The organism is Williamsia muralis (assembly GCF_051487485.1).
In the GTDB taxonomy this organism is placed as follows: domain Bacteria; phylum Actinomycetota; class Actinomycetes; order Mycobacteriales; family Mycobacteriaceae; genus Williamsia; species Williamsia muralis_B.
The window spans coordinates 776,218-788,714 of sequence record NZ_JAHVCV010000002.1 but is presented as its reverse complement, the minus strand read 5'-3'; the positions used below and the strand labels follow the sequence as shown (position 1 = coordinate 788,714).

The following is a 12,497-nucleotide window of genomic DNA, read 5'->3' as shown; positions in this document are numbered from 1 at the left end:
CCTGCCCGTCTGGCTGCACCTGCCGTTAGCGTGGTTGCACGGCGACGACGAGGAGGTTCCCTGTGCACGCATTTCGTGCTGCAGTCGAGGCGAAGAACATCGACGACATCGAGTCACTGCTGTCCGAATCGGTCACCTTTCACAGTCCGGTGGCGTTTCATCCGTACGAAGGGCGCGAGACGGTGGCAGCCATCTTGCGCACCGCGTTCGAGACGTTCGAGGACTTCGAATACATCCGTGAGCTGGACTCGCCGCTCGATGGCTACACCGGGCTGGTGTTCAAGGCGAAGGTCGACGGCCTCGACGTCCACGGGTGCGACTTCATCCACGAGAACCCCGACCGCGAGATCGACGAGTTCACGGTGATGCTTCGGCCGATGAAGGCCACGCATGCGTTCGCCGACAAGATGGGCGAGAAGTTGGAAGCGGTGCTCGGCAGCTGACGTTAGCCGGACTACGAATAGCTCGCCGGGTGTTGGGGTACCTCCCCGGCCATGGGACTCACAGTTGCGGTCACAGGGCCGACAGGGGAAATCGGGATTTCGGCAGTCACGGCGCTCGAGGCCGATCCGGGAGTGGATCGGATTCTCGGGATGGCGCGGCGAGAGTTTGACCCGTCATCGCATGGCTGGACCAAAACCGAGTATCGCCAGGGTGACATCCTCGATCGCGATGCTGTTGATGCCCTGGTCGGCGACGCCGACGTAGTGGTGCACCTGGCGTTCCTCGTCCTGGGTTCGCGCAGCGAAGGGCAGCGGATCAATCTCGCCGGCACCCGCAACGTCTTCGAGGCGACCATCGCGGCCGAACGCCCCAAGCGCATCGTCTACACCTCGTCGGTTGCGGCGTACGGCTATCACTCCGACAACCCGGTGCCGCTGACCGAGGACGTACCCACGCGTGGTTCGAGTGAGCACTACTACTCCGAGCAGAAGGCCGAGGTCGAGAAGGTCATCGCGGAGATCACGAAGGATTCGTCTATCGAGCTCTTCATGCTCCGCCCTTGCATCGTCGCCGGGCCGAAGGCGACAGCCCTGGCCGACGCGATGCCGTGGAACTACATTCCCGAGCCGGTACGTAAAGTGGCCGGCTCGATCCCTTTTGCAAAGGTGCCGTTCCCGGACACCGGGGTGCCGGTGCAACTGGTCCACCACGACGACGTCGCGCGGGCCATCGCCTTGTGCGCGACCACCGATGCGCCTGCCGGTGCCTACAACATCGCCGGTTCGGGAACCGTTTCGCTGTCGGACATCGGTAGGGTCCTCGGTGCCCAGCCGGTCAAGGTTCCGTCGTCATCTATCAATGTGGTCGCCGAGGTGATCAACCGCCTTCCAGTGAAACCGTCGGACGCCGAGTGGGTCAACATCCTCAAGACATCGGTGGTGATGGACACGTCCAGGGCGCGCGACGTCCTCGGCTGGGAGCCGAAGTATTCCGCGGCCGAGACCCTCGCCGACCTGGCGACCGTCCTCGACTGATTGCACCGGCGGGTCGGTGAGCTCGCACACCTCGTCTGATGATTGTCTGTTCTCAGTGGGACGTGTCGTGAGGCGATCTGAGGAGCTGCTGTGGCGGAGACGAAGTCGGAGTCTGTGGTCGAGCTGGAACGCCGGGGCAGCATCGGAATCATCTGGCTGAACCGTCGTGATCGGCTGAATGCGTTCACCAGCGAGATGCATCGTCAGATGATCGACGTGTTCGACCAGTGTGATGCCGACGATTCGATTCGTGCAGTGGTCATCACCGGCAGGGGACGAGCCTTCTGCGCCGGAGCCGACCTCGGCGGTGGAGGCGCCACCTTTGTGCTCGACGACGGAGGTACCGGCGAGGCCCCACCGGATGAGGGCGGCCGGGTGAGTTTGCGCATCTATCGGTCCACCAAGCCTGTGGTCGCGGCCATCAACGGTCCGGCGGCCGGTGTCGGGGTGACGATGAGTTTGCCCGCAGACATTCGAATTGCCTCGGAGACAGCCAAATTCGGCTTTGTGTTCGTGCGTCGCGGTTTGGTGCCCGAAGCCTGTTCGAACTGGTTCCTGCCCCGCATAGTCGGTATCTCAACGGCTTTGGAGTGGGCGATGGGCGGCAAGATGGTCTCGGCGACGGAGGCGCTGGAACGCGGACTGGTCCGTGAAGTGGTGCCGGTGGATCAGGTCTTGGACCGGGCCATCGAGGTCGCGACGAATCTGGTCACGGGTACCGCTCCGGTCTCGGTGGCGCTGACTCGTCAGTTGATGTGGGCGATGCTCGGTGCGGACAGCCCGGAGGTTGCTCATCGCGCCGAGTCGAAGGCGATCTTTGTTCGCGGTACCTCCGACGACGTTCGCGAGGGCGTGAACTCATTTCTCGAGAAGCGCGCGCCGGAGTTTCCGATGAAGGTGTCTGATGGGTTGCCGGATCTGCTCGGGTGAAGCACTCACGATGGGTCGATGATCATCAGGGCTGCGTGGAGCGACGTGCGCGACTCGGCGTCGTTGAGGTCGACGCCGAGTAGTCGCGACAACGTGTCCAGGCGGGCATAGAGGGTGGGCCGCGAAAGCCTCAGCGATTTGGCGAGTTCGGCCTTGTTGCCGCCGAGGTCGAGGTAGCGACGCAGTAGCGCGAACAGTTCGTCGCCGTGTTTGGCGCGGTGTTCGAGCAGTCCCCGCAGTTCCGTTTCAGCAAATGCCTGCACCCGCGGATCGTCTCGGATCAAGGCGACCAGTCCACGAAGACGGGTGTCGGATGAACGATGGAACGGGCGGTCGTCGGGGAGGGCAAGAGCGACGTCGGCAACGTGTCCGGATTCGTCGAATCCCTGTGCCGCATCGGTGATCTGAGTCGACTCGGGGCCGACTCCGATCACGCATCTCGTCACGCCTTCGACCCGCATGATGGTCTGCCGGATGGAGACGCAGACGTTGGTCATCTCGTCGAGACCCTGGGCGGCCGAAGCGGTGTGCCGTTGGGCGAGCAGCACATCGATACGTCGCCCGCCCTCGGATGCCGTGGTGAGTGCGGTGTGCCGGGTGACCTTGATCGTGTGCGTGACCGAGTCGAGGATGCGGGCTCGGCGTTGTTGCACCAGCACCTGATCGGCGCCACCGGCATCACGGAGTCGGATGGTCATCGCGATGTAGGCAGGACTGGGTCGAATCCCCAGCGCGAAGGCTCTGGCGGTTGCTTCTGCCTCGGTGCGAATGCGGTTGCGCCGCAGGTCGTCTATCAAGCCACCCTGTGCACGTAGTTCGAGTGAGCTGCGGTCTTGCTCGGTCATCCGGTTGAGGGCGATCGCCTGAGCGGCTCGTTCGACGATGACAACCGACCGGTTGTCGGCATCGTGCGTCTGCGGCGCGACCAACCGGCCCCAGGTCTGGGGATGCGCGCCCACGGGCCGGGCCAGCCAAGCGTCGGGGTCGGCGTTGCTCTGGGCGCCGACCTCAGGGGTCAGGCGGGATCGACGGTCCCAGTCGGCCAGCAGTGTGGCCGGCTCGCTGCCCGAGAAGGCAACAACCTGCCGGTTCAGATCTTCGAGTACTACCGGACACTTCAGCATTTCTGCTGCTGCAGTGACGATTTCGTCCACAGTCGCACGACGCATGCTGAGTTCGGTGAAGGTCTCGTGAGCGCTGCGGGCGAACTCCAGTTCACCGTATTGATCGGCGACGATTGTGCGGTGTACCTGCTCGGTGACCTGCACGAAACGGATCTGTCGATGCAGCGCGATGACAGGGAAGGCGAGTGAGCGGCCGGCCTCGATGACCGATCTCGGAACCTCATCGATATGGACACCCAGCTCGATGATCAGTCCGACCGCGCCCGCCGCGACCAGGCCGTGGAGGTAGGTGTCCCGCGTAGGCGTGTCGGCCAGCGCGCGGCCGGTGGTGAGTACCAGCTCGCCGCCCTCGAGTAGATCGGAGAGGTCGGCGAGGTCGCTGACGTGCACCCAGCGGACCGGCACATCAAGGGAGCCCTCGGAGACCAGTTCGGGCTGCCCGGCCTGCACCACTGGGAGTGCGAGGATGTCCGCGAGCGTCGGCTGCATTGACACACTGTAAGGCAATGGCGGGCAAACCGTACACATCGTAGGCACCATGCGACCTGGTTTCCCTGCATGGTGGAACCAGAGAAGACCCCCGACGATAGGACCCCCGTGACGCAGACCGTTGCCGACAAACCCGCCGCCACCGTGTCGACCATCGGCCATTGGAGTGGGGGCCAAGCCTTCGCCGGCGCAGCCGACCGCACTGCCCCGGTCACCAATCCCGCGACCGGTCAGGTCACCGGGAACGTGGCGCTGGCGGACGTCGCCGATGCTCGTGCAGTGATCGATTCTTCGCGAGAGGCCTTCCCGGAGTGGCGGGACACATCACTGGCGAAGCGCACGTCGGTGCTGTTCGCCTTCCGCGAGTTGCTGAACTCGCGCAAGGGCGAGCTGGCCGAGATCATCACCGCCGAGCACGGCAAAGTGGTCAGTGATGCGCTCGGCGAAATCAGCCGTGGTCAGGAAGTGGTCGAGTTCGCCTGTGGCATCGCCCATCTGCTCAAGGGCGGTATGACCGAGAACGCCTCGACCAAGGTTGATGTCGCGTCACTTCGCCAGCCACTGGGGCCGGTCGGCATCATCTCCCCGTTCAATTTCCCGGCCATGGTCCCGATGTGGTTCTTCCCGATTGCCATCGCCGCGGGAAACACCGTGGTGCTCAAGCCGAGTGAGAAGGACCCGTCGGCAGCGTTGTGGCTCGCGGAACTGTGGGCCGAGGCAGGTCTACCGGCAGGTGTGTTCAACGTGCTGCAGGGAGACAAGGTCGCGGTCGACGAACTGCTGACCAACCCGGCGATCAAGGCAATCTCGTTTGTCGGCTCCACACCCATTGCGCAGTATGTGTATTCGACTGCGACAGCGCACGGTAAGCGTGTGCAGGCGCTCGGCGGTGCCAAGAACCACGCCATCGTTCTTCCCGATGCCGATCTCGATCTGGCAGCCGACGCCATGGTGAATGCCGGCTTCGGCTCGGCGGGGGAGCGGTGTATGGCCATCTCCGCGCTCGTCGCCGTCGGCGGTATTGCCGATCAACTCGTGGCGAAGATCGCCGACCGCACCGTGGGCCTGAAGATCGGCGACGGCACACGCGGCACCGACATGGGGCCGCTGGTCACCAAGGCCCACCGCGACAAGGTTGCCTCCTACGTCGATGCCGGTGAAGCCGACGGAGCCACCATCGTGGTCGACGGACGCCAGGTGCAGGCCGACGGTGACGAGGGTGGATTCTGGCTCGGCCCAACGCTCATCGACCACGTGACCACCGACATGAGCGTGTACACCGACGAGATCTTCGGTCCCGTCCTGTCAGTTGTTCGCGTGGACACCTACGACGACGCCATCGATCTGGTGAACTCCGGGCCGTTCGGCAACGGCACGGCCATCTTCACCAATGATGGTGGCGCGGCACGCCGGTTCCAGAACGAGATCGAGGTCGGCATGGTGGGCATCAACGTCCCGATCCCGGTGCCCACCGCGTACTACAGCTTCGGCGGATGGAAGAACTCGCTGTTCGGCGACACTCACGCGCATGGTACCGAAGGGGTGCACTTTTACACCCGCGCAAAGGTGGTCACCACACGCTGGCTCGACCCGAGCCACGGTGGTATCAATCTAGGCTTCCCGCAGAACAACTGACGCACGGAGTTCCCTATGACTGCAGTAGTTTCAACTTTCCCGAATGGCCAGGACACCGACTCCGCACTGGCCGAAGGCCGGCGGGCCTACGAACTCGATCGCACACACGTGTTCCATTCGTGGTCGGCCCAGGCCAAGATCGACCCGATGACAATCGTTGCCGCGCAGGGTTCGTACGTCTGGGACGGCCAAGGCAACCGGTTGCTCGACTTTTCCTCGCAGCTGGTCAACACCAACATCGGACACCAGCATCCGAAAGTTGTTGCCGCGATTGCCGAACAGGCAGCGAAGCTGTGTACCGTCGCGCCACAGCACGTCAACTCGGCGCGGTCCGAGGCTGCGCGGCTGATCGCCGAGCGAACACCCGGCGACCTCAACCGCGTGTTCTTCACCAACGGTGGTGCCGATGCGGTGGAGCATGCGGTGCGCATGGCGCGACTGCACACCGGGCGATACAAGGTGCTCTCTCGTTACCGTTCCTACCACGGTGGTACCGACACCGCGATCAATCTGACCGGCGATCCCCGGCGCTGGCCCAACGACTACGGCACCAGTGGCACAGTCCATTTCGACGGGCCGTTCCTGTACCGATCCACATTTCATTCTGCTGATGAGCAACAGGAGTGTGACCGCGCGCTCGAGCATCTCGACAGATTGATCGCCATGGAGGGTCCCGCTTCGATAGCGGCGATCATCCTCGAGTCGGTGCCCGGGACCGCTGGAATCATGGTGCCGCCGCCGGGATATCTGGCGGGCGTCCGTGAGATCTGTGACCGCTACGGGATCATCTACATCGCCGACGAGGTGATGGCCGGGTTCGGTCGAACCGGTCAGTGGTTCGCCATCGACAACTTTGACGTCACCCCGGATCTCATCACCTTCGCCAAAGGCGTGAATTCCGGGTATGTCCCACTCGGCGGGGTTGCCATCAGCGACGCCATCGCCGCGACCTTCGCCGACCGACCGTACCCGGGCGGCCTGACCTACTCCGGTCATCCGCTCGCCACGGCGGCAGCGGTCGCCACCATCAATGCGATGGAAGACGAGAAGATCCTCCAGAATGCTGCCCGTATCGGCACCGACATCCTGGGTCCGGGACTGCAGGAGTTGGCTACCCGTCACCCGTCGGTCGGCGAAGTGCGAGGGCTCGGAGTGTTCTGGGCCATCGAGTTGGTGACCAACCCGGCCACGCGTGAGCCGATGGCGCCGTATGGCGGTACCAGCACCGCCATGAACGAGGTGATTGCTGCCTGTAAGTCGAACGGACTGTTGCCATTTGCGAACTTCAACCGCATCCACGCGGTGCCGCCGTGCACGGTGAGCGACGACGAGGTGCGCGAGGGCCTGGCCATCCTCGATGCCGCGCTCACTGTTGCCGACCGGCATGCGGTGTCCTGACCGCCTAACCCGACGCAGTTTGCTCAATGTTCTCGGGTTTGCTCGGTCTACGGACCGAGCAAACCCGGGTTTTGTGAGCGATGTGTGACTGACGTTGCTACGGGCGCGTAATGCGCTGCCGAGGGTCCGACGCGGCCCGTCGGGTGGCGTACTGCACCACGAGCGACCGTCAGGCCGGCGATGTACCATTTCCGACCGGGGGAGTCGTTCGGTCATCCGCTTTTTGTGAAGGCCGAACGTAAGTAAACGCGCTCGGCGCGGATAAGTCTGGGGGTAGGGGTGGCTCCGAACGATGTCAGCGAGACGTTCAGTATCAGTCCGGCGGAGGTCATGGCGACCGCAAGCACGTGGCAGCAACAGGGCGTCGTTGTAAACGGTCTCGATTTCTCTGGCATGGCGTGTGCCAGTGGCTCGGGATCACGAACTTTCGCTGCGGTTGTGGCGAGCAGTGTTGCCGCGACCAACGCAACCGAGTCGATCGGCGGCAGACTGACGACGCTTGGTGAGAGTCTTCGAACTTTCACGGTGACGTCCAGTGAGAACGATCGCACCACTGCCGATTCCTTCACCAGGTTGATGCCGCGCTGATGCGTCCGACAATCTCCCAGCTACGCGGCTGGAATCCTGGCGAGCTGACCGATGCCGGCACCACGGCCCAGGACAACGCAACTGCGCTCGACGGGGCCGTGGACGCGGTTGTCCGCGCCATGTACGCCAACACACAGTGGTCAGGTAAGACCAGGTTCGCCGCCCAAGACAAGGTCAAGGAAGAGCAAGACCACGCCAACGAAGTGCGTAATGTGCTGCAGCAGATCGCGGATGAGACGAAAGACGCCGCGCACGATCTGGCGCACTCCCGCACATTCGTTCTCGGACAAGTCGACGGCGCGTTGCACGACGGTTGTGCCGTCTCTGACGCCGGTGAGGTCACACATCCCGACAAGGCCAAGAAGGAAGTCGCGGACAACTATGAGAGCCATATCCAGCGCGGGTTGACTACGATTGACACTCTCGACGAAGACTACGGAACCCGAATCGAGGCGCTACAGAGCGATCTCGCCGCGATGGTCAATGGCCAACCCGACGTGGTTCTGCCGGACGGCACCAGGATGGACGGTGACGCGGTAATCGCCAGACTTCGCGACATGTCTGAAGCGGAGCGGCGTGCGTTCCTCGCGGGCATGAGCGAACAGGATGTCCGGCGACTTGTACAGGCCGACCCAGTCTTCATGGGCAATACGAATGGTGTTCCGTTCGCGGTACGAGGAGTTGCAAACGAGATCAACATTCGCAATGCCATAAGCAACGAGGTTCAGGCCGGCAACGATGTACCAGGCAGGAATAATCGGGTCGAAATGCTTCGCGAGCTGCTTCGCCAGCAAAACGATCCAGCACAGACCACGGACAGAAAAGAAAAGACCGATCGTACCGTCGAGGATCGTAAGGTCGAGCGACAGTTCATCTCTTTCGAGAACACGGAGAACGGCCGGTATGTCGAGATGATCGGAGGCCTGACATCGGATACCAAGAACGCCACTGTGTACGTACCCGGAACGGGGTCAAATCTGAACGGGAGCAACACCAATACGTCCGCTGCCTGGAATCTGGCCCACAAAACGAACGGCCCGGTGTTCGTCTATATGGACGGTGACCTACCGCAAAGTATGGGCCACGAAGGACTTGTCGATGCAGGTAAGGGCGGCCTGACAGGCGCAATCCCTTCACTGGTGGCCGGCGGCCCGCTTGGCCTTCCCGGCGCAGTGGGTGGCTTCATCGCCGGCGGCATCCCAGGTATTTCAGACTCGATCGAAGGTTCGGCCGCAGATCCTCAGTTTGCCCGAGACATGGCACCTCGATTGGTGAGTTTCGGACGGGAGCTCGACGCTGAGATTGCTGTGCACGCACCGGACGCGAAAACCACATTCATCGGGCACTCGTACGGCGGGTCGGCGGTCGGAAGTGCGGAACAGCTCGGCCTCAATGCAGACCGGGTCATCTACGCGTCATCGGCGGGAACTGGAGTCTTCGACGGAGAATGGCAGAACGCCAACCCCAATGTCGAACGGTTCTCGTTGACTGCCCCAGGGGACCCGATTCAGTACATTCAGTCGATGCCAGGGAGTCCTCACGGGGGCGACCCCGACAGCATGCCGGGCGTAACCCGGCTTGACACAGGTACTTACAGCGGGGACAACCCGAAATACCCCGAAGGACTAGTGGAGGGTGGCCGTGGGCACGGCGGATACTGGGATGATCGCGAGTCGGGAGGATTTCAAAATATCGTTGAAGTCGTCACCGGAGGTGATCCGACTCCTTATGTCGAGCATGGATCTGACCGGCCTACGGACCCAGCATGGGATGTTGCCGAGGAGGTGATGGGAGTTACGCCGTTAGGGCCACTCCTTGATCCATTGGACGGAGATATAGACCTGCCAGGCCCCCTGCCCGACGTTCCGCTCAAACTGCCGTGGTGAAGATGAAGACCCTCAAAGGGTCCTTGACGGCTGTCCTTGTGAGCGGACTGCTGGCTGGATGCTTCGGCTCCAACGGCGCAGATCCAGTCGTGCGTGACATTCCACGAGACGAAGCTTGGCGAACCATCAACGTCAACTTGCACGAGGTCTCTCCTGAGTGGGACGCTGCCAACCCGTTTCCTGAGGACCCGTTGTCGCCGCCCCCGAGTATGACTGGCTGTGCGACTGGCAAGAACAGTCTGGCTACAGGGCCACCGTGGAGTTTGCGAGTCGAACAGACACTCTTGGAACCTACGCCTTCGGAAGTCCAAGATATCGAGCGCGGATTCGCTGCTCTGGAAAGACGCGGCTACTCTGCGGTAAAGAAACCATCAGGTTCACCCGCGAATAGAAAAGTGGCGAACGATAGCGGGTACTTCGTCTTGCTGCGGGTCGATGCGACGGCTGACGGCACTCAGACGTACGAACTTATATCGGTTTCGTCTTGCATCCGGTTTGAGGGTGATGATCAATACAGTTGAGCATCGGCAGACGACCTTCGGATTGTGTGATCGTGCTCTAAAGAGTAGACAACGGCGGGCGCGGATCGACTCCGGTCAGTCCGATAACCAGCATCAAAGCTTCCTCGAACTCACTCCTCAACCCGCAGCGACTGTTCCAGATAGTCCAAGTTCTGCCGCATCCTTGCGATGATGCGGTCAGGCCCGGGTTCTGTCTCATCGGCGTCGGGTTCGAGAACAGAGCTGACGGCCATGTCCGCGAGTTGTTGGGCGGTGTTGCGGTCGTCGTCGGTGTCTCCGGGGTGATGCCACCAGGCGATCCAGTTCAGCATTCCGATGATGCCGAGTGCCGCGACGCGGGGATCGGCCGCTCGGAATGCCCCGGTAGCGATCCCCTCGTTCATCGCGGTGGTCATCTCTCGCAACACCCGACGACGGCTTTGTCGATAGGTTTCGGCCAACGCCGGCGGCAGCTCGGCCTCGGAACGGATGAGCAGACGGAAGCGGTCTTGAGTCTGCATCTGGTGCAGCGCAATCGACATCGCCATCTCGCGGATCTTGGCTGCCGGGTCGAGGTCGGTGCGCTGGTTGATGTCGTGCAGCAACACCGCCGGCTCCTCGGCGATCTCACTGACCAGCCGGGCGAACAACTCGTCCTTGTTCTTGACGTAGTGGTACATCGCCGGACGGGTCAGGCCGGTGGCGTCAGCGATGTCCTGCAACGTGGTGCTGGCCAGTCCCTTCTCGGCGAAGAGCCGGGTGGCCTGCTCCATGATCTCGCGCTCCACCAGTTCCCGGCGCGAGTTACTGCGCACGCCCGGCTTCCCGGTCGCGGTCGACGGTGTCCCGTCCGGCGTCGACTTGGTCATGAGCGAACAATAGTGCGCGTCACACCGTTGCCGCGTGAACGTCCTCGAAGGCGCCGTCGATGGCGGCCTCATTGACGATGTGCACCAGATCCGTCCGCTGACTCACCAACCCCGCGGCCAGATCGCTGCGATACGCCTCGGGGGCCTCCACCACCACAATCCGCCCGGTGTTGCGCACGCGTTCACCCAGGTCGAGACGGGTGAGCACTGCGTCGCGATGCGACGAACCCGTCAGCCACACGACTCGCCCATACAGGCCGGCGAGCAGTTCGTCGGCCGGATCACCCCATGCTGATTCGAGGTCGACGCTGACAACAGCGGTGTTGGGACCCGACCGTAGCGACGCGTCGGCCAACCGACTGTCGGCGGCGAACCCATCCCATTCCAAGGGCTGCAGCAGCGCCCACTCGCTGACTTCACGGTCCGGAACTTCGTCGGACGGCACGCCTGCGTAGTCGGCGAGCCCGCGTCGCGCCACGTCTGGAGCCGATTCCGCGAATCGATCCAGGCTGACTTTTCCCGCGCGGGTCATGTACGCCACCATCAATTGGTCGACGGGCATGTCGGTGCGGGTGGGGAACGACTCCCACCACAGTTCGCTACGGTTAGCGATGGACTGTAGGTACTCGACACCGGGCCGACGCGCCGCCTCGTACTCCGTCAACGCCTCTTTCATCGATTCTGCTTCGAGCACAGACCGATTCAGGGCGATGGCATCTTCCATGGCCAGCTTGGTGCCAGAGCCGATCGAATAGTGCGCTGTATGTGCAGCATCGCCCAGCAACACCACATTGCCCGCGTGCCAGCGTTCGCACGTCACCGTCCGGAACCTCAGCCACCGCGTGCGGTTGCCGATGAGGGCATGGCCTCCGAGGGTGTCGGCAAAGGCGTCCTGGAGATACTTCAGCGACTGGTTGTCGCTGTCGGCAGGGCCGGTGTTCTCTGTCGTGACGTCGAATCCGGCATTGCGCCAGGTGGTCTCGTCGGTCTCGATGAGGAATGTGCTCCGATCGGATGCGTACGGGTACGCGTGAGCAACAAAGGTGCCGTGTTCGGTGGTCACCGGAGTGAAGATAGCGCTCGGCAGCGCGAAATCTGTTCCACACCAGAGGTACAAGCCCTTGCCTGTGGTGATGTCGGGACGGAACTGATCCGACATCTCGGTACGCGTGGCGCTACCCACGCCGTCCGCGGCAATGATCAGGTCCGCATCGAGATCCGCGACAGTGCGTCGCTGTCCGAACTCAAGGTGCACCCCTGCCTGGGTCGCGTGGCGTTGCAGCACATCCAGCAGAGACGTACGGGCGATGGCCAGCAGTTCGCCGTGCGACAGCCGGGCCACGGAATCACCGACTCGCATCGACATCTCATGCGCGTGGGAAACGTCGACGATCGCATCAAGCGAGGCCGGGTCGGCTTCTCGAAGATTCCGCTGGGTTCTCGACGCAAGTCCTACGCCGAACCCGAATGTTGTATCGGGGGAACCTTGTTCGTACACGGTCACTTCGGCGTCAGGGTGACTGCGCTTGAAGAGCCGGGCGGCGTAGAGCCCGCCGGGGCCACCGCCGAGCACGGCGACGCGCTGCAATTTCATCGATTA

Annotated in this window: 9 protein-coding genes; 6 read left to right on the top strand and 3 right to left on the bottom strand. The window is 62.8% G+C overall.

Annotation, left to right across the window (positions count from 1 at the left end):
• Positions 1–62: 62 nt before the first annotated feature.
• The 3 genes from KXR83_RS07090 to KXR83_RS07080 all read left to right on the top strand — a co-directional run bounded on the left by KXR83_RS07090 (position 63) and on the right by KXR83_RS07080 (position 2,408).
• Complete coding sequence (locus KXR83_RS07090) at positions 63–443, top strand: nuclear transport factor 2 family protein (protein ID WP_247207842.1); 381 nt, start codon at positions 63–65, stop codon at positions 441–443.
• Positions 444–494: 51 nt separating this feature from the next.
• Positions 495–1,478, top strand: coding sequence for an SDR family oxidoreductase (locus tag KXR83_RS07085; RefSeq protein WP_437424218.1), 984 nt, complete (start codon positions 495–497; stop codon positions 1,476–1,478).
• A gap of 90 nt (positions 1,479–1,568) precedes the next feature.
• The gene (locus KXR83_RS07080; RefSeq protein ID WP_437424217.1) at positions 1,569–2,408 is read left to right on the top strand and encodes an enoyl-CoA hydratase-related protein; all 840 of its coding nucleotides are present in this window, start codon (positions 1,569–1,571) and stop codon (positions 2,406–2,408) included.
• A 5-nt stretch (positions 2,409–2,413) separates the two neighbouring features.
• Here the strand turns inward: KXR83_RS07080 and KXR83_RS07075 are convergent, their stop codons facing one another.
• Complete coding sequence (locus KXR83_RS07075) at positions 2,414–4,021, bottom strand: PucR family transcriptional regulator (protein ID WP_437424216.1); 1,608 nt, start codon at positions 4,019–4,021, stop codon at positions 2,414–2,416.
• A gap of 144 nt (positions 4,022–4,165) precedes the next feature.
• On the opposite strand from KXR83_RS07075, the gene KXR83_RS07070 reads away from it, so the two are divergent.
• The 3 genes from KXR83_RS07070 to KXR83_RS07060 all read left to right on the top strand — a co-directional run bounded on the left by KXR83_RS07070 (position 4,166) and on the right by KXR83_RS07060 (position 9,528).
• Positions 4,166–5,656: a CoA-acylating methylmalonate-semialdehyde dehydrogenase gene (locus KXR83_RS07070; protein WP_437424461.1), complete on the top strand. Its 1,491-nt coding sequence runs from the start codon at positions 4,166–4,168 to the stop codon at positions 5,654–5,656.
• 15 nt (positions 5,657–5,671) lie between these two features.
• Entirely contained in the window at positions 5,672–7,054 is a 1,383-nt protein-coding gene (locus KXR83_RS07065; protein WP_437424215.1) for an aspartate aminotransferase family protein, read from the top strand.
• A gap of 587 nt (positions 7,055–7,641) precedes the next feature.
• On the top strand, positions 7,642–9,528 hold the full coding sequence (locus tag KXR83_RS07060; protein ID WP_437424214.1) for a WXG100 family type VII secretion target: 1,887 nt from the start codon (positions 7,642–7,644) through the stop codon (positions 9,526–9,528).
• Between the two features lie 631 nt (positions 9,529–10,159).
• On the opposite strand, the gene KXR83_RS07055 is transcribed toward KXR83_RS07060, so the two are convergent.
• Together KXR83_RS07055 and KXR83_RS07050 are read right to left on the bottom strand one after the other, a co-directional pair.
• The gene (locus KXR83_RS07055) at positions 10,160–10,897 is read right to left on the bottom strand and encodes a TetR/AcrR family transcriptional regulator (RefSeq protein ID WP_437424213.1); all 738 of its coding nucleotides are present in this window, start codon (positions 10,895–10,897) and stop codon (positions 10,160–10,162) included.
• Between the two features lie 19 nt (positions 10,898–10,916).
• On the bottom strand, positions 10,917–12,491 hold the full coding sequence (locus KXR83_RS07050; protein ID WP_437424212.1) for an FAD-dependent monooxygenase: 1,575 nt from the start codon (positions 12,489–12,491) through the stop codon (positions 10,917–10,919).
• Positions 12,492–12,497 lie beyond the last annotated feature (6 nt).